General features: G+C 62.3%; 19 protein-coding genes. 7 read left to right on the top strand and 12 right to left on the bottom strand.

Translation table 11 applies throughout. The features are described 5' to 3' along the window. Positions 1 to 18: 18 nt before the first annotated feature. The 3 genes from BM403_RS10695 to BM403_RS10685 all read left to right on the top strand — a co-directional run bounded on the left by BM403_RS10695 (position 19) and on the right by BM403_RS10685 (position 3,393). Positions 19 to 621, top strand: a complete 603-nt coding sequence (locus tag BM403_RS10695) for a DUF4136 domain-containing protein (protein ID WP_093542749.1) — start codon at positions 19 to 21, stop codon at positions 619 to 621. A gap of 45 nt (positions 622 to 666) precedes the next feature. Then, on the top strand, positions 667 to 1,224 hold the full coding sequence (locus tag BM403_RS10690; protein ID WP_012722014.1) for a DUF4136 domain-containing protein: 558 nt from the start codon (positions 667 to 669) through the stop codon (positions 1,222 to 1,224). A gap of 213 nt (positions 1,225 to 1,437) precedes the next feature. Beyond that, positions 1,438 to 3,393, top strand: coding sequence for a pilus assembly protein TadG-related protein (locus BM403_RS10685; RefSeq protein WP_093542746.1), 1,956 nt, complete (start codon positions 1,438 to 1,440; stop codon positions 3,391 to 3,393). On the opposite strand, the gene BM403_RS10680 is transcribed toward BM403_RS10685, so the two are convergent. Further along, positions 3,378 to 6,116 (bottom strand): PAS domain-containing sensor histidine kinase, encoded by a 2,739-nt coding sequence (locus BM403_RS10680; protein WP_093542744.1) that lies wholly within the window; start codon positions 6,114 to 6,116, stop codon positions 3,378 to 3,380. The two genes, BM403_RS10685 and BM403_RS10680, sit on opposite strands and share 16 nt — an antisense overlap. Beyond that, positions 6,113 to 6,556: a TadE family protein gene (locus tag BM403_RS10675; RefSeq protein WP_093542741.1), complete on the bottom strand. Its 444-nt coding sequence runs from the start codon at positions 6,554 to 6,556 to the stop codon at positions 6,113 to 6,115. The genes BM403_RS10680 and BM403_RS10675 overlap by 4 nt, the downstream gene beginning before the upstream one ends. 72 nt (positions 6,557 to 6,628) lie before the next feature. On the opposite strand from BM403_RS10675, the gene BM403_RS10670 reads away from it, so the two are divergent. Then, the gene (locus BM403_RS10670) at positions 6,629 to 7,078 is read left to right on the top strand and encodes a prepilin peptidase (protein ID WP_012722018.1); all 450 of its coding nucleotides are present in this window, start codon (positions 6,629 to 6,631) and stop codon (positions 7,076 to 7,078) included. Positions 7,079 to 7,204: 126 nt separating this feature from the next. Continuing rightward, complete coding sequence (locus BM403_RS10665; protein ID WP_064052165.1) at positions 7,205 to 7,993, top strand: response regulator transcription factor; 789 nt, start codon at positions 7,205 to 7,207, stop codon at positions 7,991 to 7,993. 12 nt (positions 7,994 to 8,005) lie between these two features. On the opposite strand, the gene BM403_RS10660 is transcribed toward BM403_RS10665, so the two are convergent. The 8 genes from BM403_RS10660 to cpaB are packed head-to-tail and all read right to left on the bottom strand — an operon-like array spanning position 8,006 to position 15,435. Next, positions 8,006 to 8,275, bottom strand: coding sequence for a DUF3613 domain-containing protein (locus BM403_RS10660; protein ID WP_046033982.1), 270 nt, complete (start codon positions 8,273 to 8,275; stop codon positions 8,006 to 8,008). 3 nt (positions 8,276 to 8,278) lie between these two features. Then, a complete protein-coding gene (locus BM403_RS10655; protein WP_093542739.1) occupies positions 8,279 to 9,007 on the bottom strand; it encodes a tetratricopeptide repeat protein in 729 nt (242 codons plus the stop codon). 10 nt (positions 9,008 to 9,017) lie between these two features. Beyond that, on the bottom strand, positions 9,018 to 9,905 hold the full coding sequence (locus tag BM403_RS10650; protein WP_043204728.1) for a type II secretion system F family protein: 888 nt from the start codon (positions 9,903 to 9,905) through the stop codon (positions 9,018 to 9,020). A gap of 1 nt (position 9,906) precedes the next feature. Beyond that, positions 9,907 to 10,788, bottom strand: coding sequence for a type II secretion system F family protein (locus BM403_RS10645; RefSeq protein WP_043204730.1), 882 nt, complete (start codon positions 10,786 to 10,788; stop codon positions 9,907 to 9,909). Positions 10,789 to 10,798: 10 nt separating this feature from the next. Beyond that, a complete protein-coding gene (locus BM403_RS10640; RefSeq protein ID WP_012722024.1) occupies positions 10,799 to 12,070 on the bottom strand; it encodes a TadA family conjugal transfer-associated ATPase in 1,272 nt (423 codons plus the stop codon). After that, positions 12,067 to 13,260 carry a CpaE/TadZ family protein gene (locus BM403_RS10635; RefSeq protein ID WP_046033984.1) on the bottom strand — a complete coding sequence of 398 codons (1,194 nt, stop codon included), beginning with the start codon at positions 13,258 to 13,260 and terminating at the stop codon, positions 12,067 to 12,069. Before BM403_RS10635 ends, BM403_RS10640 begins: the two co-directional genes overlap by 4 nt. Beyond that, positions 13,257 to 14,474 (bottom strand): type II and III secretion system protein family protein, encoded by a 1,218-nt coding sequence (locus BM403_RS10630; RefSeq protein WP_093542737.1) that lies wholly within the window; start codon positions 14,472 to 14,474, stop codon positions 13,257 to 13,259. The genes BM403_RS10635 and BM403_RS10630 overlap by 4 nt, the downstream gene beginning before the upstream one ends. A 19-nt stretch (positions 14,475 to 14,493) precedes the next feature. Further along, positions 14,494 to 15,435, bottom strand: coding sequence for a Flp pilus assembly protein CpaB (gene cpaB, locus BM403_RS10625; RefSeq protein ID WP_093542734.1), 942 nt, complete (start codon positions 15,433 to 15,435; stop codon positions 14,494 to 14,496). A 342-nt stretch (positions 15,436 to 15,777) separates the two neighbouring features. On the opposite strand from cpaB, the gene BM403_RS10620 reads away from it, so the two are divergent. Together BM403_RS10620 and BM403_RS10615 are read left to right on the top strand one after the other, a co-directional pair. After that, complete coding sequence (locus tag BM403_RS10620; RefSeq protein ID WP_012722028.1) at positions 15,778 to 15,969, top strand: Flp family type IVb pilin; 192 nt, start codon at positions 15,778 to 15,780, stop codon at positions 15,967 to 15,969. A gap of 58 nt (positions 15,970 to 16,027) precedes the next feature. Next, positions 16,028 to 16,432 (top strand): response regulator, encoded by a 405-nt coding sequence (locus BM403_RS10615; protein WP_093542732.1) that lies wholly within the window; start codon positions 16,028 to 16,030, stop codon positions 16,430 to 16,432. An 892-nt stretch (positions 16,433 to 17,324) separates the two neighbouring features. Here the strand turns inward: BM403_RS10615 and BM403_RS10610 are convergent. Together BM403_RS10610 and BM403_RS10605 are read right to left on the bottom strand one after the other, a co-directional pair. After that, positions 17,325 to 19,007 (bottom strand): ShlB/FhaC/HecB family hemolysin secretion/activation protein, encoded by a 1,683-nt coding sequence (locus BM403_RS10610; protein WP_043204732.1) that lies wholly within the window; start codon positions 19,005 to 19,007, stop codon positions 17,325 to 17,327. A gap of 186 nt (positions 19,008 to 19,193) precedes the next feature. Further along, positions 19,194 to 20,690, bottom strand: a complete 1,497-nt coding sequence (locus tag BM403_RS10605) for a collagen-like triple helix repeat-containing protein (RefSeq protein ID WP_093542730.1) — start codon at positions 20,688 to 20,690, stop codon at positions 19,194 to 19,196. Positions 20,691 to 20,702 lie beyond the last annotated feature (12 nt).

Raw genomic sequence — 20,702 nt, 5'->3', positions numbered from 1 at the left:
CAGTCTGCGGAGGTCGAAATGCGTCGTCTCTGTTTGATCCTGTTGTCCCTGGGGTTGGGCGCCTGTTCAAGCCCTAACCCTTATGTCGCCACCTCGGCGCCGATCCCGCCGGCGCCGCCCCAGGCCGCCAACACCTTTGATGCCAGCGCCTACCCGGCGCCGGTGCGCGACTACGGCGCCTACCGCAATTGGGCCTGGCGCAACGGCCAACTGCCGGCAGGCACGGCCTGGGCGGATTCGGCGCAGATTGCCGAGGCGGTCAGCGGTGCCCTCGACCAACGCGGCCTGCGGCCCTTGCATGACAACCGCCCTGCGGACCTGCTGGTGAGCGCCGACGTGCGCCTGGAGAAGCGCCTCAAGCAGGTCCAGGACGACTACGGCTACGGTTACGGCGGCTATAACCGCTATGGCAATGGCTACGGCATGTACAACTCGGTGCCGATCGTGCGCACCTATGAGGTCCAGGTCGTGGTGGTTCGCGTCAACCTGTTCGATGCCCGCTCCGGTCAGCCGGTGTGGAGTGCCAGCGCCGAAACCGGCAGCCAGGGCAGCCTCAGCGAACGGGGCGATGCCTTGCGCCAGGCGGTGCAAAAGGCGATGACGGCGTACCCTCCCCGTTAACCGCTATTCTCATCTCAAGCGCGGGTCGCTCTTTGGAGAACAACCATGTTTCGTCGTATCGCTACGCTAGCTGTCGTCCTGTTGCTGGGCGGTTGCCAGACCAGCCAGGTCAACCATGACTTTGATGCCAGTCGAGACTTCGGCGCCTACCGCAGTTGGGCCTGGAAAGACCCGGCCCTGCAATACCGCCCCGATGATCCGCGCATCAAGAGTGACCTCACCGAACAACGCATCCGCGAAGCCGTGGGTGAACAGCTTGATCAGCGCGGCCTGCGCCCCGCCGCGCCGGGCAGCAAGGCTGACCTCAATGTGCAGGCCTACCTGATCGTCGAAGATCGCCAGCAACAAGTCACCACCAACTACGGCGGCGCCTGGGGCGGCCCATGGAATGGCTACTGGGGCGCGCCGATGTACAACGAAACGCGCAACATCACTTACAAAGTGGCGACCGTCCAGATCGACCTGCTCGACGGCAAGGACGGCAAACTGGTCTGGCGCGGCAGCGACGAACAAATGATGGCCAGCTCGCCCAACCCCCAGGATCGCGACAAAGCCATCCGCACCACCGTCACCCGCATCCTCTCCAGCTACCCACCCCACTAAAAAACCACACAAACCCATTGTGGGAGGGGGCTTGCCCCCGATAGCGGTGTATCAGTAACAGCTGAGCTGGCTGACACTCCGCTATCGGGAGCAAGCCCCCTCCCACATGGGTTCTCTGCCAGCCTTCAACCCCTTTAATCGTTCCTGTGGCGACTGGCCAGCCTTTGTCTACACTCCAAGCAACTACGGAGAGTAAGCGCTAAGGAGTGCCTGATGTCTCCCCGACTTCGTTCCAGGCAGCGCGGTGCGATTGGCTTGATGGCAGCGGGCACCCTGGCGGTGGCGCTGGTCTTCATGCTACTGGTGGTGGACAGCGGCCGCCTGTACATGGAAAAGCGCAAGTTGCAGTCCATCGCCGACACTTCGGCCCTGGAAGCCGCCGGTCGTGGCGGCCTGTGCAGCCCCACCACCACCGCGAACGACTACGCCAAGGAAAACGCCACGCGCAATGGCTTCACCGTGGTCGCCGGCGACAACAGTCGTGGCCTGGTCGTGACCTGCGGCCTATTAACGACCAATGCCAACAGCGTGCGTGTGTTTACCCCTGACGCGACCAAAAACGATGCCGTACGCGTGGTTGCCACGCGCAGCGTGATGACCAGCATCGCCACGGGTATCTGGAGCATGTTCAGCGGCGCCCCGGTTTCCAGCCAGATGATGCTGAGTGCGACCGCCGTGGCCGCGTATGCGCCGCCAGTGGCGCAGCTGACGATTCGCAGCAGCCTGGCGGCAGTGAACTCCGCCAACTCCCCTCTGCTGAACGTGGTCATCGGTAATTTGTTGGGCGGTAGTCTGTCCCTGACGGCTGCGGGGTGGAATGGTCTGCTTGGGACGAACGTGAACCTGCTCGGCTACTTGGACCAGTTGGCGATTCAATTGAACGTCAAGGCGGGGGACTATGATGCGCTGCTGAGCACCGCCGTATCCGCCAGCCAGTTGATCGACGCAGCAGTGAAGGTCCTGCAAAAAAATGGTGCGGTCGCCACGGCGGTCATCAACGATGTGATTACATTGAAAGCCATCGCTGCGAATACGCAGTTGTTGACGGTTGGAGATCTGCTGAAGGTCGCCACCGGCACTCCGGCCGCCGCCTTGAATACTAATGTGCAGTTGTTTCAATTGCTGCAGACCGTGGCGCAACTGTCCAGTAGCAAGAGTGCGGTGAGTGCAGCCGCTCAGTTGAGCATTCCATTGATAGGAAACGTGACGGTCCAGACCAAAGTGATTGCCCCCCCACAAATGTCGGCTATTGGTAATCCTGCAAAGGCCAAAGCGGGTTTGTTGAAGACCCCACAGGCGGATCAGATTTTTGTGCGTACGGCGCAAGTCCGTACGCTGGTGTCTATTCAGTTGCCCGTGCTCAATGGGCTGAATGATTTGACGTCTGCGGTTTCCGCTTTGACTACTCCGGTAACCGGGGTGGTCAATAACCTTTTGCACCTGAATCTTGTGGGCCTGCTGGATCCACTTCTGTGCCTGGTATTGAAGCCTTGTGATCATACGGATGTGCAGTTGCTGAGCGGCTTGGACATCAACATTGAAGTGGCCAGCGCAAAGGCTTATGTCTCTGATTTCAGTTGTGCAAGCAGTGCAACGAAATCTCTCACCGTTCAGGCGAGTACAGCGCTGGTGGATGTGTCGGTCGGAAAAGTCGATCCGGTGCAGGCATTCACCTCGGCAGTGGCGACCACTGTTCAGCCAGTCGCTCTCGTTGATATTGGCGTACAGACATGCACGGGGATTTTCGGGTGTGCCCCGCGCAAGGCCGGGGTCGGTGGCAGCTTATTGTTATCGGTTGTACACGCGACGGTCGGGGGTAACACTCAAAGCATGACTTTTTTACCGGTCAACGAAATGAATCTGGCACCCACCTATCAATCAGTGGCTCCCGCATCAAACATGGTTGGAAGTCTAGTCAACACACTGGGCGGCATTCAGGTGACGTACGTTCCTCCTCCTGGAAATCCAGCGAGCGGGCCATTGTCTGGCGTCTCAAGTTTGCTCGCGACCATTACCAATACATTGATAACGGCGGTCAAAAACGTTCTGTCGCCGGTGCTGGACCCGATTGTGAACGGATTACTGGGGGCGCTCGGCATCACTGCTGGCAACGCCGAAGTCGGCGCCAACCTCAGCTGCCATATGGGCCGCGCCTACCTGGTGATCTGATCCACCGGCAGCTCCACACAAAACCGTGCCCCTGCCGGCCCATTGACGACGCTCAAGCGTCCGCCCATGTTCTCCACAATCCCGTAACTCACCGACAACCCCAACCCCGTGCCCACGCCGATCGGTTTGGTGGTGAAGAACGGCTCGAAAATCCGCTCGATCAACCGGGGGTCGATCCCGCCGCCGTTGTCTTCCACCCAGAGCCGCACATGGCGGCTGTCATGTTCGCAATGCAGTGCGATCCACGGGCGGAACGCCGGGTCCTTTTCGTGTTTGCTCAACAACGCGTCACGGGCATTGACCATCAGGTTGATCAGCACCTGCTCAAGCTGGTCGACATGACCTTTGACCTGCACCGTAAAGTCCGCCGGGGTGACGCGCACGTCCACACCTTTACCGCGCAGCCCTTCGCCCAGCAGCGACAGCGTGCCTTCCACCGCCTGTGACGGGTCGAAGGGCTGTTGTTCGATTTCCGAGCGGCGGCCAAACACGCGCATATGGTCCACCACCCGCGCCGCCCGCTGAACCTGGGCGTCGATGCGCTGCAGTTTTTCGGTGAGGTAGTCGACCTGCGCATCACCGCTGGCCAGGCGCTTGAGCACATTGACGATGGCCATGCGCATCACGTTGAGCGGCTGGTTGATTTCATGGGCCAGGCCCGTGGCCATTTCGCCCAAGGTGGCCATCTTGGCGCTCTGGGTCAGTTGCTGCTGGGAGCGGCGCACTTCGGTGTTGTCGCGGCCCACCGCTTGCACTTCCACCAGCACGCCTTGTTCGTCAAATACGCCACGGTCCGACCACACCCACCAGGCATGTTCGCGGCCGGGCAATTCCAGGCTGATCTCGGCGGTGCTGACCGGGAATTCCGGGGTCAGCTGGCTGATGCGTTGCACAAAGGCCTGGCGCTGTTCATCCGACAGCCAATGGCCCAGGTTCAACCCCGGCAGTTGTGCAGGCAGGCACTCCAGGTAGTTGGCCAGCGGCGTGTTGCCGAAGGTCAGGGTCAGGTCCGGGCGATAGCGGCAGATCATTGCCGGCGAGTCTTCAACCAGGATGCGGTAGCGCTCTTCGCTCTGCTTGATCTGCTCGGCGGCCAGGGTCGCCTCGGTGACATCCAGCCACAGGCCGACGGCTTCTAGCGGCAACCCGAGGTCATCGCGCAGTAATTTGGCTTCATCCAGCAGCCAGTGGTAGTGGCCCTGTTTGTCGCGCAGTCGGTAGCGGCTGCGCACGGCGCCTTCGCGCAGGAGTCGGCGGGTACGTTCAAAGTAAAGGTCGCGGTCTTCGGGGTGGATCAATGACGCCAGGCTGTCGTGGTTGCAATCGTCCAGCGTCCAGCCCAACAGCGGCAGCAGGCTGTCACTGAAAAACGCCGGGTGCAGGGCGCCGCTGACATAGCGCTGCACATAGATCACCGCCGGTGAACTGGCGATGAGGTTATCCAGGCGCGCATGGGCGGCAGCGGCTTGCAGTTGTTGGTTCTTGATGTCGCTGATGTCGAGCATGAAACCGACCCAACGTCGCTGATCGCCCATCCCCAGCACGTGGCCCTGCAGGCGGTACCAGAGGGGGTTGTGCTCTGCGTCGGTGCGTTGCAGGCGCACGCTGGTCAGCAGTGGTTTGTCGAGGGTTTGCAGGTCGTGCAGGCGGCTGGTGAGTGCCTGGCGATCGGCGGGGTGGATCTGTTCCAGCCATACGCCCAGCGCCTGGCGAGTCGGGCCGTCCTCCAAGCTGAGGCTGTGCTGTAACTGCGGGGCCAGCTGGATTTCCTGGGTGGCGGGCAGCAGTTCCCACCAGCCGGTGCCGAGCAGGCCTTGAAGGGCGTCCATGCGGTCGAGCTGTTGGTGATCGCGTTGCTCGCGCAAGCGGCTCAGCAGCGGGGCGGCGAGGGCGGCAGTCAGGTTCAGCCATTCCCGGTCGCGGGTGTGTTGCTGGCCATTGTAGAGGCCGCAGAGCAACCAGGCGGCGACGCCCTGACTATCGCGATAGGGCACCAGGAACCCGTCGGCGTTGCCGAAAATACCGTTCAGGCTTGGGTGTTCGCGGCGCGCCTGGGCCAGGCTCAATGGCGCGCTGCCATTGGCGCTGTCCAGCAGGGTGCCCAGGTGCTGGCCGGTCTGCCACAAGGCGGGCGCGTCGTGGGCGGTGTAGTGGCTGTAGATCCGCCAGCCTTGGTCTTCTGCATCGAACAACGCCAGGGCCACACAGGGGATCTGCCAGTGCTGGGCCAGGTTGCGCAGGTGCTCGTTGAACACCTCGGGCAAGCGACTCAGGCTGCACAGCTGCAGTTGCTCGCTCATCCGGCTGATAAGTTGATGGTTCTGCTCGCGGTGCTGGGCCAATTGCCGGTCGGCGAGCAAGTCCCCCACGTCGAGCAGACGCAGGCTCCAGCCATCACCTTCGGGTTCGACCCAGCCACGGGTGTGCAGCACCTGGCCGGTTGTGCTCTGGAAGTCCAGGTCCAGGCTCTGGTGTTGCCAGTCTGCGGGGCGGCCTTCGACACTCAAGGCGCTGCCGGCACACAGCAGTTCACGCAGCAGCGGCGGGGTCTCACCCATCCCGTGTGTCGCGAGCTGTGGGCGCAGGGTACCGCTGATACTCAGCACGTGGCCTTGAGGGTCCAGTTGCAGGTGCAGCCCTGGCACGGACACGCCGGGTGTGTCGAGGGGCGGGGCGCCGGTGCGGCCGAGCAGGCGCCCGAACAGGTTATCCCCCGAGGTCAAAACTGAAGACTCGAACGCGCGGACAGGTTGGCCGGCAGATTCGGCACTGTGCCGATGCCCGGCACCACCAGTACCGGGAACACGGAATAGAGGAGGTTGGTGGGGTAGCTGATCGTGACGTTCAGTGTGGTGCCGGTGTAAGTCGCGCTGACGAAATCACGTGAAAATTGAAAACTGGTGGGGATCCAGTCCAACTGGGTCATGACGGTATCTTTGGCGCGCTCGGTGACTTTCGTCGGATAGGCGTCTGCGGCGGCCACCGGGTCCACCGCCATGGCCTGACGCACGGCCTCCAATGCCGCTTGGTTGAAGGACTGCATCAGCAGCAACGGCAGGGTATAGCTGATCAACCCATAGAACACTGCAAAAAAGATCCCGAAGACCAGGGCGAACTCTATCGCCGCAGCACCTTTTTGTTTTCTGGGGAGGCTTGTTTTCATGACTGCGTCTACCCTGACGGCTACTACTTGATATCAGCATAGAATCATTCAGCGGAAAGGGATGTTTTTTACGTGATCCATGGCGTGGTGATAGTGCTCTGGCTGGGGCTCTGTGCGTTGCAGGATGGGCGTCAACGGCAAATCTCCAACGGCTTGACGCTGGGTGTGGCGCTGCTGGCGTTGCTCTACTTGGCGTGGATGGGCACTACCTGGTTGGGTGCGCCCGCCAGCGAAGGAGGCTGGGCCTTTGCCGTGGCGCTGCTGCTGACGTTGCCTGGTTATGCGCTGGGCCGTTTTGGCGCGGGGGACGTGAAGCTGTTGGCCGCCTTGGCCCTGGCCAGCACGCTGGATGCGGTGTTGTGGTCGCTGATCGGTGCCGCGCTGTTCCTGGGCGGCTGGGGGCTTATCAGTCAAAGGCTTAGCGCGCGTCGGCTAACCCCGGTTACTGAAGCGTCAAAAAAACAGCCGTTTGCTCCGTTTGTACTGACAGGGTTTGCGCTGTACTGGTTTTGGATCCACTAATCGCACAAGGCCTCTATCGATGTGTACAGAGTCGAAAAGTAGGTCTACGTTTATTGAATGAGAGTCTAGGATTCTTCGTCAAAAGGGATCGGTCAATCTTTTGGCTTGCCAGGCATGGAGTAGCGCGTGAACAAGCTAACCTCAGCGGTAAAGGTGCTCGTGGTCGACGATCAGCCGTTGATCGTGGAAGAGCTCTGCGAATTTCTCGAAAGCAGTGGTTACCGTTGCGTGCCGTGTGAGTCCAGCCGACATGCGTTGCAGCGCTTCAGCGAAGAGGCCGAGATCGGCTTGGTGCTGTGCGACCTGCACATGCCGGACATGGATGGCATCGAGCTGGTGCAGGCCATGCAAAAAGTCGCCGGCAAGCAGCGGGCGTTCGAGGCGATCATGCTCACTGGGCGTTCCGACAAACAGGACGTGATCAAGGCCCTGCGCGCGGGGATCTCGGATTACTACCAGAAACCGATCAACCTCGATGAATTGCTCGAAGGCGTGCAGCGCCAGGAAGCGGCGTTGGAAGAGCGGCAAAAAGAGCTGCAACTGGGGCACCTGAACCTGAAGCTGCAATACCTCTCAGAATCCATCAATGACCTGTACCAGGACCTCGACAAAGTGCGCCGTAGCCCCGGCGCCGGTGTGGCGGATGAGGGCGAGCCGGTTGCCGAAGACGCCGGGCCGATCGAGATCCCGACCATTTTCAACCAGCTGTCGCCGCGCCAGCTGGACGTTGCGCGCCTGGTGGGCAAGGGCCAGACCAACTACCAGATCGCCTGTGAACTGGGGATCACCGAAAACACGGTCAAGCTCTACGTGTCCCAGGTGTTGCGACTGACCCATATGCATAACCGCACGCAGTTGGCACTGGCGCTGTCGCCGAATACCTCGGCGATGCGCCAACGGGTGACGGCGCACTGACGCGCCAGGGTGTTACTGACTGTTCCCACCTTTAGACGACCCACCGGACGGCGATTCAAAAAACTCCGGGATCGGATGTTTGTGACTGTCCAGCCAGCGCTGCAAGGCCTGCTCGCGTTCTGCGGGCGTGGTCCTTTGCGGCGTGGGTGAAGCGGCACGGCCATTGATCTGCAAGGCCATCCAGTTTTCGGTTTCCGCTTGCTGCGGTGACGACGGGCCCGGTTCGATGGCCAGTGCGCTCAGCGGGAGCAGCGCCAGGCCGACAAGGTAATGTGCTTTCATCGATCACTCCTCACTTGATAGCCACCGTATGGCATCGCTGACCGCGGCGATTTTGCGCGCCGGCGCACTGGGGCTTGGGCTTGGACCCTTGAGTTTTTCCGCGCGGGCCTGGGCATCGGTGACCTGCTCGGGGCTCAGGCCCAATTGGCTGGCCACCTTTGCCGCTTGCCTCCAGTTGTCCTGATAGATCAGCAAGGTCACCAGGTTGACGGCCGCCAGCGGGTCGCTTTGCTTGAGCTCGATGGCGGTCATGAATTCAAAGCGCGCGTCTTCCATGCGCAACTGGTTGAGGTACACCACGCCCAGGTCATTGCGGATTTTTTCGTCGGTGGGCGCCAACTGCGCCGCCCGTTGCATATGCGCCATGGCCTGGCCGTTGTCGCCCCTGGCTGCCGCCAATTGCCCCAGGCCGTGCTCGCCTTCGGCGTTCATGCAGGTACCGAGCAGGCTGCGGTACAACGGCTCGGCCTCGCTGCGCCCGAGCAGGCGGTAGTTGCGGGCCTTGCGCTGGCGCACCTGGGGCAAGGCCTCGGGCAGGCTTTGCAGGTTGGCCAGGCTGGCGTGCAGCTTGCCTTCGTTGGCCAGGTCATCGGACAGGTTGAGCGCCAGTTCCTGTTCCGAACTCGGCTTGGTGCAACTGTTGGATGAGGTCAACGCCGCCCAGGGTGATTGGCCATTGGTGGCGCAGCCGCCGAGCATCAGCAGGGCCAGGCCGGCAATCAGTGCTTTCATCAACGACTCCTTAAAAGTGACTCAACGCGCGGGCGATGCCGATAAAGGCCGGGCCGCCGAGCACGATCAGCAAAGCAGGGAACAGGAACACCATCATCACCACCGACATTTTTGCCGACATCTTCGAAATGTATTCCTGCAGGCGGGTCAGGCGTCGGTCGTCGAGCAGTTGCTTGAGGGCCAGCAGGGACTTCATCGCGCCGCCGCCCTGCTGGATCAATTGCTGGAGGATGATGCAGGTGTCGGTGAACTCATCCACCTCCAGCACGTGGACGGTCTTGCCCAGTTCCTCGCCCAGCTCCAGGCCGGAATCGACCCGCGCCAGGATCAGGCGCAGTTCGTGCGTGAGGTGGGGGAGTAAACGCTGGGCCTCGTTGCCCAATACACGCAGCGATTGCTCAACCGCCATGCCTGACTCGAACAGAATGCGCAGCAGCGGAATGAAGGTGGAAATTTCTTTGGCGATGGCTTGCTGGCGATGTTTGGCGGCCGCCGCAAGCACGCGTTTTGGCAGCAGGTAGCCGATGCCCAGGGCAAACATCGGGGCAATCCAGGCGGGGTCCGCATGCGGGAACAACAGTTGCTGGCCGAGGAGGGTCAGGCCCAATAACACGATGGGCGTACCGATCTGGAAGGCTGCAAACAGCGAGCGTTGGCTGGACTTGCGCCAGCCAACCCGATTGAGCAGGGCCTGGGTCTCGTTGTCCAGGCTGACCGAGCGCTGGGCCAGCGAGCTTGCGCCCAGTTGGCGGATGAGCGTGCCGAGTCTGTTATCGCTGACCATCTTGCCTTGCAAGCGCTCAGCGACCCGCCGTTCGCGGCGGCGATGCTCGAGCAATTGCCCGCCCACCAATACCGCTGCGGCGAGCAACAACAAAGCGCAGGCCAGAAGCGCCATCTCAGACACTCCTCAGCATGCGCCACATGATAAAGGTGCCGCCAAGGTCCATTGCCAGCGCGCCGAAGAGCATGATGCGCCCCGTGCCGTCGTGCCACATGTTCATCAAGTAGCCGGGGTTGACCACCAGGAAGTAGCCCACGATCAGCACCGGCAGACCGCCCAGCACATAGGCGGTCATGCGTGTTTCGCCGGTCATGGCCTTGAGTTGACGGGCACCCTGTTCCCGCTCGCGAATCATTTTGATCAGGTTTTCCAGCAGCTCGCTGGCGTTGCCGCCGTAGCGGTGGTTGACCTTCAGGCCAAGGGCGAACAGGCGGAACTCATCCTGTTCGTAGAACTCGGCGAAGTCGCTGACCGAATCCGGCAGGCTGACGCCCATGCGCACATTGCGTTGCACGCGGCCCATGGCGTCCCTGAGTGGGTTTTCAATGCTCTCGACCCCGCCCAGTACGGCGTCTGCCAGGGTTCTGCCGGACTTGAGGCTGCGCACGCTATGGTCCAACAACTGCGGCAGTTGCTCGACCATGCGCTGCACGCGTTGTTGATAACGCCAGGCGATAAACACGCGCAATGCCAGGGGCGGCCCCACGATCATGGCGATCAGGCCCAGCCCGTCGGCGAGCAGCCAACCCAGCAGCGCGCCGATCACCCAGGCGCTCGCCCACAGGCCCAGGCGGTCTGTGGGTTTGCCCAGCCCGGCACGCTGGAACATGCGCTCGAGGCCCGTCCATGTGGTCGTGGTTTCCTGTGCCTCGGGCTGGCCGTTGCCGAGGCGCTCCAGCACACGGGCCGTCTGGGCCTTGCGCAGGCCATGGTGAAACTGCCAGAACGACAGACCAATCAGCAGCAGGCAGATAAGCAACAACACCGGTCCTGTCATCAAGCGCTCCCTATGACTGCAACGCCGATTCGCGACGCAGCTTGTCGCCGGCCGGGTTGAGCGCTTCGCGCAGGAAACCGAAGCCGGTGCGCCGATCCAGGCGGAACAGCGTATTGGTGACATACACGTCATCGCGCACGCCGACCACTTCCACCACCTCGCTTACGCAGCGGCGGCCATCGGGCATACGCGTCAGTTGAATAATCACGTCCAGCGCGGCGCAAATCATCTGGCGCAGGGTTTTTTCCGCGATCACACGGCCGGTCAGGCCGACCAGGGTTTCCAGGCGCAACAACGCATCCTGGGCATTGTTGGCGTGCACGGTGCTCATGGAGCCGTCGTGGCCGGTGTTCATCGCCGTCATCACATCGAGCACTTCCACGCCACGGATTTCGCCGAGGATGATGCGGTCCGGGCGCATCCGCAGGGCGTTGCGGATCAGGTCGCTGGACCTGACCTCGCCGTGACCTTCGGCATTCGGCGGGCGGGTTTCCAGGCGGACCACGTGGGGGTGGCCCAATTGCAACTCGGCGACGTCTTCGATGGTCACCAAGCGCTCGTGGGGGTTGATCAGTTGGCTGAGGATATTCAGCAGCGTGGTCTTGCCGGTACCCGTGCCGCCGCTGATCAGGATATTGCAGCGCTTGCCCACGGCCTCCTGGAAGAACTCGAAAATGCTCTGGTCGATGGTCTGCATGGCGACCAGGTCGCTGCTCTTGAGCATGTCCTTGCGGAATTTTCGAATCGACAGGCATGGCCCGTCGAGGGCAATCGGCGGGATGATCGCGTTGACCCGGCTGCCGTCGGGCAGCCGTGCATCCACCATCGGCGACGACTCATCCAGGCGGCGGCCCAGCGGCGCGAGGATGCGCTGCATCACGCGTTCCACGTGATGGTCGTCGATGAAGCGCAGGTCACTTTGGTGCAGCAGGCCGTCGCGCTCGATAAACACCCGGTGCGGCCCGTTGACCAGGATCTCAGTCACCGAAGGGTCACGCAGCAGCACTTCCAGCGGGCCGAACCCGGTGAGTTCGTCGACGATCTCTTCGGCCAGGCGCTCCATTTCATAGCGCGAGATCGCCAGGCGCATGCGCGTGATGTACTCGGAGACCTTGTCGATGACAAATTGCGCCAGAGACTGGCGTGTGCCTTCGAGCAGGTTCTTACCCGACTCCTCGATGGCGTCGATGATGTAGCGATGCAGCACCAGTTTCAGGCCATCGTGATCGCTGTTGCCTCCGGCGCTGCGGGCCGGGCCGCCAAACAGTTTTTCGCCGTTCATCGTCCCGACCCCAGGATGCGTTCAAACCAGCGCATGGAAGGTTTTGCCAAGCCCTCGGAGCGTTTGGCCAGGCGCTCGCCCAAGGCGCGCACGGCTTGGGTCAAGGGCTCACGGGGGGCCAGGACGAACAGGGTCTGGCCCTGATTTTTCACGTTCAGGCGCAGTTCGGCACTCAGGGGCAGCACGGCGACGCATTCGAGGCCGAAGCTTTTTTCCAGGGCCTCGGTGTCCGGGGCACAGGCCTTGATGTAGCGGTCCACCACCAGTTTGGCGTGGTCGAGTTTCATGCCTTTATCGCGCCAGCGACTGAGCACCGCAAGGTTGCGGCGACAGTCCAGCACGTTCTGGTCGGTGCACCACAGCAGTTTGTCGCAGTGGCTGACAAAGGTGCGTAGCGCTTCGCTGTCCGGCTGCCCGGTGATGTTCACGACGATGTGCTGGAAGTGTTGGCGCAGTGCGCTGAGCAACATGAACAACTCGGCGGCGCTGGTCAGTTTGAGCGGCTCGTCACCGGTGGCGTACGCCAGGATGCGCAGGCCATCCAGCGCCGTGGTGAAGGCGCTGTTGATCAACGTGGTATCGAGGCGACGCAGATGCCGCAACGCATCGCCGAAATTGAACGTGCTCTCCAGGCCCAGCAAGGCCAGGCTGTCACTGCGCGGCAGGCCCAGGTCGAGCAGCAGGGTTTGCTGCCCGCTCTTCTGCACCACCAGTGCCAAGTGCGTCGCCAGCATGGCGCCATCGGCATTGCTCTGGGTGCCAAACAGCACGGTCAGACCGCCCAGCTGCGCATTGTGGGCGACGGTTGGCAGGCGCTTGCTCAGGCGGCGCACCAGGCCCGCCACTTCGCTGGAGCGTGAGCCGTAGGCCACGAAGTCGCGAGCGCCGGCCCGCATGGCGTTCAGGACAAGCTGGTTGTCCATGCCATCGCCGAGGGCGACCACCGCGAGCATCGGTTTGGCCTCCAGGGCACCTTCGATCAGCGCGCTCTGGGTGACCACGTTTTCCCGGTCGAGGCCGACAAACACCAGGCTGGCGAACGTCACGTCCACCAGCGCCAGCAACTCGTCCAGGCTGCCGGTGCCGGCGCTGACGACCTGGCCAAGGGGCGCCAGGGCGCCCTGCAGCCACTCCAGGTCGGTGGCGTTGCGGGTGATGGCGAGGAAGGTCTGGCTCAGGCTATCGCTCATTGGGAAAGTCCACTGCGACGGTCGAAATTACCGTTTTCCAAGAAGAACAGCCGGAACCAGTTCGGGTCGTAACTGCGCAGTTTCTCGCCGGGCAACGAGGGCAGTTGGGCGTTGGCGGCCAACGGCTGCACTAGGTGCGGCGTGACGATCATCAGCAGTTCTTTCTCTTCGCGGCTGATATTGGAATCGCGGAAAAACGCCCCCAGGATCGGGATATCGCCCAGCCCTGGAAACTTGCTGATCGTGGAGCGGTTGTTGGTGCTGATCAGGCCGCTGATCACAAAACTTTCGCCATCGGCCAGGGACACGCTGGTGTCGGTGCGGCGCACGGTGAGTGCCGGTACTTGGATGCCCTGGATGATGACGGCGTTGCTGTAGTCCAGCTCGCTGACTTCCGGCGCCACCTTGAGGGTGATGCGGTTGCGGTCAATCACCGTGGGGGTCAGGGTCAGGCGAATGCCGAACTCCTTGTACTCAATGGAGATGGTGTCGCTGCCGGCGCTGGGCACCGGGACGGGCACCTCGCCGCCGGCCAGGAAGGAGGCACTCTGGCCGCTCATGGCCACCAGGCTGGGGCGCGCCAGGGTGTAGGCAAAGCCGCTGCGTTCCAACGCGTTGATCATGGCCGAGACCCGGCCGCCGCCAAAACCGACGTTGAAGCTGTCAGTGCTCACCGGCAATTTGAAGACCCCCTCCGAGGGTGACAGCAGGTTGGGGCTGCCGAGGAAAAAGTTTTTGCCGGTGCCTAACAGTCGGGTGCTCGCATCCTTGAGCTTGGTGCGGCTGACTTCCACAAAGCGGATGTCGGTCTGCACCTGGCTGGGCAGCAGGGGATCTTCCGACGGCGACAGCGACAGGCTGGTCAGCGCCGAAGTGGCCCTGCCCTTGACGAACACCATGCTTTGACGCGGCGTGCTCGCGCAGGCGGTCCATACCATCAGGCTGGTGGCGCCGGACGCGACCCCGGTGAGCAGGAAATGACGGTCGCCGTTGACCCGCACGTCGGCGATTTTAGGGTCACCGATTGCCAGGCGCGTGATTGCCACCGGCGATTGCAGCTCCTGTTGCAAGCCTTCTCCCACCTCGACCACGGCCGGCAACTGGCCCAGGGCGCTGCAGTTGCCCGGTGCAGCCAGGGCCATGCCGACGGGCAGGCTCGAGAGCATCAGGGCCCAAGCCATGTGCATGAACAGGGGTGCGTAGCGCTGGCTCATTCAAGGCATCCTTGCTCGATCACGGAGTTTGTGGCGCCCCTTGGGCACCGCGAATCACTTCAATGCCTCGGCGCACGCTCGGTTCGCCACCGGCTGGCGCGATGCGTTTGGGCGGGCCGGTCAGGGCCAGTTGGGTGAATTGGTAGAGATCGCGGTTGGCGCTTTCCATCTTCTGCGGTGCTTCGCTCTCGCCGGCCCAGTAGCGGCTGAGCAGGTGTTCCTCGGCGCTGCGTACGGCCAGGCGCAGGATCCCGGCTTGAGCCGCGAGCATCAGGCGGCTTAACAGTGGCTCCGGTACGGCGAGCACCACGGTACGTGCGGCGGCTCGACGTTGGGCGGCCTGGGCGCGTTCTTCAACCGTGACCGGTGGTGGCACCGCGGGCAGGCCATCGTTGGCCAAGCCCATCTGGTCGCCGACGCTGAGCAGGCGCATGGCCGGAAGCACGATCTGGGCCGACTGTTCGGCATTACTGGCATCCTGGCGCAGGAACAACAGCACATCCACGTAATCGCCGGGGGTCAATTGGCCGGCGGCGCCGATCACTTCATCCACGGCCACCGCCAGTGCACGCTCGTCGGGGCGAATCATGCGAGCGAGCGGGCCGCCGCCGGTAAAGCTGTCTTCGGTGAGCCAGGTGCCTGCGCCAAGCGCGCGCAGCGGCATGCGGCCGATGGCCTGGTCGAGCTGAGTGAGGCTGCCGACGGGCACGGTGCGCAGTCTTTCCACGACCAGGTCGGCAGCGGTCAGCGCACGGTAGGCAGGCACGTCATGCACCAGGACCACCACCGGTTGGCGGGTCTGGTCTTCGGCGGCAGCGATGGTTTTTTCAACGGAAACGACAGGTGCGGCAGGGACTGCGACAGGCTCCGGTGCGCGGCTCAACACTAACCCCCAGTACCCGGCGATCAATGCCCCGATCAGCAACAAGCCGGCCAGGACCATGCTGATGCGACTGTTCATGACGGCTCTCCCTTTCCCGTTGCACTGCACGCCCGTGTAATCCCAACGGGTTAATCCGCAACCTGGCTGTGATGAACATCTAACGATTTGGCTATTTGAAGGTAGCTCAGCTAGGACGAAATGCCATTACCCCGGGAAAAATTTATCGAAACTATAATCAGGACTCTAAAAGTGCCCCTTTAAATGGCGGGATGCCTGGCGTCGACTTTTCGACTAATACTTTGTGATTAATCCGTTCTTACAGTTGTGAGGCTGAGGTTTGTTGACAATGCTCTAGTGGCACGCCGCGGACATCGTGCTAGAGCCGTACCGGCTCTTAGTGGCGTTTTAGGGAGAAGTCTTATGTTCCTTGACCTGATGTTGAAGCTTTATGTTCAGACACAACTATTCTTTCAGCGCAAAGAGGGGGCGTCTGGGATCGAGTACGCGATTATCGTAGCGATGGTTGCACTGGTGATCGTCGGTGCCGGCTCAGGGCTTGGAACTAAGATCAAATCCATTTTCGATAGCGTTGCGACCAAAATGACAACTTGATAGTCCGCTGAAAAATGTGGAAACCCCTAATCAAAGTTTCTCCAGTTCAGGTACTGCCATGAGCGTTTATCCGCCTTCCCGCCAACAAATTCTTTTGGTGGACGACGAAGAGGACGCGCTGATCGAACTCGCCGAATCCCTCGAACACGAGGGATTTGTCTGTTTTACCGCCACCTCCGTCACCTTCGCGCTGCAAGAATTGACACTCCATCCTGATATTGCCCTGGTCATCACCGACCTGCGCATGCCCGAGGAAAGCGGCATCTCCTTGATCAAGCGCTTGCGCGAACACACCTCGCGTTCTCACCTGCCGGTGATTGTGATGTCCGGCCATGCCGAAATGGATGACGTAAGCGACATGCTGCGCCTGCAGGTGCTGGACCTGTTTCGCAAGCCGATCTACCTGGTACGGCTCATCGACACCTTGAACAGCCTGTTTCCCCTCTCCAAACTCCACCTTTAAGCGAGCTCTGTAGTGAGCGGGCTTGCCCCGCGCTGGGTGGCGAAGCCGCCCCAAACCCAGGCGACTCAGCTCTAACCAAGGAGACTGAATGCTCCAGGAGATGGGGCGGCTTCGCCGCCCAGCGCGGGACAAGCCCGCTCACTACAGGTCAGAGTTGGTAGCTGAAACTCAATGAATACCGTGGCCGCCGATCGATACCTTGAACAGCCTGTGTCCCCTCTCAAAACTCCACCTTTAAGCGAGCTCTGTAGTGAGCGGGCTTGCCCCGCGCTGGGTGGCGAAGCCGCCCCAAACCCAGGCGACTCAGCTCTAACCAAGGAGACTGAATGCTCCAGGAGATGGGGCGGCTTCGCCGCCCAGCGCGGGACAAGCCCGCTCACTACAGGTCAGAGTTGGTAGCTGAAACTCAATGAATACCGTGGCCGTCGATCGATACCTTGAACAGCCTGTGTCCCCTCTCAAAACTCCACCTTTAAGCGAGCTCTGTAGTGAGCGGGCTTGCCCCGCGCTGGGTGGCGAAGCCGCCCCAAACCCAGGCGACTCAGTTTTATCCAGGGAGACTGAATGCTCCAGGAGATGGGGCGGCTTCGCCGCCCAGCGCGGGCGGTGCGACGATTCGACAAGCCCGCTCACTACAGGTCAGAGTTGGTAGCTGAAACTCAATGAATACCGTGGCCGTCGATCGATACCTTGAACAGCCTGTGTCCCCTCTCAAAACTCCACCTTTAAGCGAGCTCTGTAGTGAGCGGGCTTGCCCCGCGCTGGGTGGCGAAGCCGCCCCAAACCCAGGCGACTCAGTTTTATCCAGGGAGACTGAATGCTCCAGGAGATGGGGCGGCTTCGCCGCCCAGCGCGGGCGGTGCGACGATTCGACAAGCCCGCTCACTACACATCAGAGTTGGTAGCTGAAACTCAATGAGTACCGTGGCCGTCGATCGAAGCTGTCCAGTGCCACGTCCGACATCGGCTTGGCGACTTCCAGCGCGACGTTGTAGTACTTGGCATCGCCAAAGCGCAGCCCCACCGCCGCCGATGACATGTCGTTGCCCTTGACCGGCAGGTCGTTGAACCAGGTCTTGGCGCGGTCGAGCACCACGTAGGGTTGCAGGATCCTCACCCAATCGCCCGCGCGGTTGTAGCTGTAGTTGACCTCGTAGGCCGCGCCCCAGCCTTTGTCGCCCGTGCCCTGGTCATCGGGGTAGCCGCGCCCGAAGCTTTGCCCGCCGAAGGTCGCGCGCTCGCTGTCGGGCAGGTTGTCGTTGCTCCAGTAGAGCGCGCCGGACAGCACGCCTTGCCAGTTATCGAAGAGTTTGTTGCTCTGCACGCCGGACAGGCGCAGGCGGAAGAAGTCGAGGTCGGGCTTTAGGCCACCGAAGTCCGTATGGGTCTTGGCGCCCATGCCATTGATGCCTTGGTACACGCCGCCGCTGATGATGCGCAGTTGGGTGGTGTCAGCTTTACGCCAGTCCCCTTCGAAGGCCAGGGCGCGCAGGTTGGTTTGCAGCTCAAAGCGCTGGGGGAAACCTTCCAGTGTGTAACGGTTGGTCTGGTCGACGGCGTAGAGGCGCGTACCGAGGCTCAGCGACTCGCTGGGCGAGGCGATAAAGGGGTGGCTGACGCCTATGGAGTAACGGTCGATCTGCTGGTGCGGCTTGAGTTCAAGGCCGTCGCCTAACTGCAGGCGGGTGCTTGGGTCCGCGCGGTAGCGTTCCCCCGAGAGTGCAAGCTGGGTGCCTTCAGCGTTGATGAACTGGCTGTAGGAGGCGCGGTAGTAATGTTCTTTGTCCTCACCCGGCGGGAACAGGCCGCTGACGCTCAGTTGTTCGCCCATCGACGTCCACGAGTTGCTGGTGCCGGTCAGCAAGGCCTGGGTACCGCCACGGCTCGCCTCGTTGAGGCTCATGCTGGTGGTGAAGGGCTTGCGGCTGGCACTGATCTGCATGTGGGTGCCGCCATCGGTGGTGCTCGGAGGCGGCACCTGGGCTTGCACGGTCACGCCTGGGATGGCGCTCATCAGCGTGGTGTAGCGCTCGAACGTCTTGCGCGTGAGCGGGCGTTCGGCCTTGAGTTTTTCCGCCAGTTTGTCGACGTAGGACGAGACCGAACCGATGTCGCCTTGCAGTTGGTAATCACGGATGTAACCCTCCACCAGCACCACATGCACCAGGCCGCCTTCGAACCGTTGTTCCGGCAGGAAGGCGTAGGACAGCAGGTAGCCGTCTTCCTGATAGCGCCGGGTGATGCTGCGGGTGGCTTCGATCAATTGCGCCAGATTGGTTTCATGACCAATCAAGGGTTCGAATACCTGGGCGACTTCTTTGAGCGGGTACACCGTGCCGCCGTCGATCTGCAGTTTACGGATGGTCACTTTGGTGTCCATCAGCAAGGGCTGCTCGGCCGTCGCCGCAGGCACCGGCACCTGGGTAGGCGTGGCGGCCGGTCGGTAGGCGTCGGCGGGCAGGTTGGGCACCGGTAGGTTGCGGATCGTGTCGTTGCTATTGAGGAAGCTGGGCAGGGTATCGGCGTGGGCGTAAGCACTGAGGGTGAGCAATAACAACGGCGTCAAAGCGCGCATAGGACACTCCATGGTCAATACTGCAGCGGCGTTTCGCAGATGCCCGCCGGGCTCTGGGGGCGCGGTTCGGAGGCTTTTACGGATCGATCATTGATCCATAAAAAAAGACGAGAGACTTAGTGGGTCTCTCGTCTCAACCAAGCGTAGGCGCTGTAGGTGAGGCCGTCTAATCGGCCAGGTGCAATTCTATTTTTTGCCGCCCAGGCCACCCAACAGCCCGCCCAGAAGACCACCGTTTGCGCTTGCGCTTGCGCTTGCGCCAGCACCGGCAGAGGCGCCAGCGCCTACATTCAGGCCACCCGCGAGCAAACCGCCGCCGGTATTGGTGCCGCCAGTGACCAGGCCGCCGATCGACGCCACGGTGCCACCCACGGCGGTCACGGTACCGCCCAGGGCGTTGGTGACCGGGTTGGCGTTGGTGCCGCTGATGTTGCCGCCCAGGTTGCTGACCGCACCGCCGACACGGGTGACCAGGCCGTTGACCGGAGCACCGAGGCCAGTGGCACCGCCGATGTTTTGAGTCAGGCTCTGTACGCCGCTGGTGACAGGGTTGAGTGCATTGCCGATCGGGCCGGTCAGCCCGGCGACCGGAATGCTGGTTTTAGTGCTGGGTGTGCCGCCACCGAGGGCCGCCACGGTGGTGCCCGCCTTGACGCCGGTAACGCCCGCCGCGCTGATCACGCCATTGGTGCTGCCCGCATCCAGGCCGCTGCCGGCTCCGGCGATCACGCCACCGATGAGTTCGGCCAGGCCGAGTTTGCCGAGGCCGCCGCCGGTACCACCGCCATTGCCGCCGCCACTGCTATCCGCATCCCGGTCGACATAACCGCTGGCCTTGCCGACCGCGGTGCCGACACCATTGAGCACATTGCCCACCGCGTCGGTCACCGGGTTGCCGGTGCCGCCCGTGTCGGCGACTTTATCGCCCAGGCCGTCGACGGTATCGCCGACTTTTTTCAGCAAGCCGCCCACCGGCGAGTCAAGACCAGTCGCGGTGCCGACTTTGCCGGTGGTGTTTTCCACCAGGGACACCACAGGCACCAAGACTTTTGCGCCGACGGTGTGGGTGACCGACCCCAGCGGGCCGGTGGTGCTGGCGGTGCTTAAGGTGTCGCCGAGCATAGTCACGGCATTGCCAACCTTGCCCACCACGTTGCCGACCACGGGGGCGGCGCCGCTGACCACCGGCACATTCCCCAGCAACGTGGCGACGTTGGCACCGGTAACGGTCACGCCATCACCCAGGTCGGAAACACCGTTGGCCACGCCGGCAACGGTTTTGCCCAGGGCGTTGCTGTCAGTGCCCAGTGAACCCAGGCCATCCGAAAGGCCGTTGCCGATGCTGCCGACGGCGTTGCCGGCCGCAGTCACCAAGTCGCCAGCCGTTTCGCCCACGATCGGCAGGCTGCCGAGGGTGGTGCCCAGACTGCGGACGGTGCGGCTGAGGCGGGTCACGGTATTGCCGGCGGTGTCGACCACGGTGGCGGTGACCAGCGGCGAGGCGGTGCCGCCTGGGTTGGTGCCAGGGTCAGTGCCGCCACCCCCCGTGCCACCGCCAGCGCCAGCATCCGAGGAGCCACCACTGTGATGCCCGCCACCCCCGCTGCTGCAGCCGCCGAGTGCCAGTGTGACTGCCAGGGCCAGCGCGGTACTTGTTTTCCAAAACACGACGTGAGTATTCATGATTGAGTTCCT

The sequence above is a fragment of the Pseudomonas sp. OV546 genome (assembly GCF_900116845.1).
Classification (GTDB): domain Bacteria; phylum Pseudomonadota; class Gammaproteobacteria; order Pseudomonadales; family Pseudomonadaceae; genus Aquipseudomonas; species Aquipseudomonas petroselini.
This window is presented reverse-complemented; position numbering and strand designations above follow the sequence as displayed.

Coding starts and splice junctions, on each gene's coding strand:
- BM403_RS10630 (WP_093542737.1), bottom strand. CDS start 14,474: ATGAGCCAGCGCTACGCACCCCTGTTCATGCACATGGCTTGGGCCCTG.
- BM403_RS10685 (WP_093542746.1), top strand. CDS start 1,438: ATGTCTCCCCGACTTCGTTCCAGGCAGCGCGGTGCGATTGGCTTGATG.
- BM403_RS10605 (WP_093542730.1), bottom strand. CDS start 20,690: ATGAATACTCACGTCGTGTTTTGGAAAACAAGTACCGCGCTGGCCCTG.
- BM403_RS10655 (WP_093542739.1), bottom strand. CDS start 9,007: ATGAAAGCACTGATTGCCGGCCTGGCCCTGCTGATGCTCGGCGGCTGC.
- BM403_RS10620 (WP_012722028.1), top strand. CDS start 15,778: ATGTTCCTTGACCTGATGTTGAAGCTTTATGTTCAGACACAACTATTC.
- BM403_RS10660 (WP_046033982.1), bottom strand. CDS start 8,275: ATGAAAGCACATTACCTTGTCGGCCTGGCGCTGCTCCCGCTGAGCGCA.
- BM403_RS10675 (WP_093542741.1), bottom strand. CDS start 6,556: ATGAAAACAAGCCTCCCCAGAAAACAAAAAGGTGCTGCGGCGATAGAG.
- cpaB (WP_093542734.1), bottom strand. CDS start 15,435: ATGAACAGTCGCATCAGCATGGTCCTGGCCGGCTTGTTGCTGATCGGG.
- BM403_RS10615 (WP_093542732.1), top strand. CDS start 16,028: ATGAGCGTTTATCCGCCTTCCCGCCAACAAATTCTTTTGGTGGACGAC.
- BM403_RS10650 (WP_043204728.1), bottom strand. CDS start 9,905: ATGGCGCTTCTGGCCTGCGCTTTGTTGTTGCTCGCCGCAGCGGTATTG.
- BM403_RS10645 (WP_043204730.1), bottom strand. CDS start 10,788: ATGACAGGACCGGTGTTGTTGCTTATCTGCCTGCTGCTGATTGGTCTG.
- BM403_RS10635 (WP_046033984.1), bottom strand. CDS start 13,260: ATGAGCGATAGCCTGAGCCAGACCTTCCTCGCCATCACCCGCAACGCC.
- BM403_RS10610 (WP_043204732.1), bottom strand. CDS start 19,007: ATGCGCGCTTTGACGCCGTTGTTATTGCTCACCCTCAGTGCTTACGCC.
- BM403_RS10690 (WP_012722014.1), top strand. CDS start 667: ATGTTTCGTCGTATCGCTACGCTAGCTGTCGTCCTGTTGCTGGGCGGT.
- BM403_RS10640 (WP_012722024.1), bottom strand. CDS start 12,070: ATGAACGGCGAAAAACTGTTTGGCGGCCCGGCCCGCAGCGCCGGAGGC.
- BM403_RS10695 (WP_093542749.1), top strand. CDS start 19: ATGCGTCGTCTCTGTTTGATCCTGTTGTCCCTGGGGTTGGGCGCCTGT.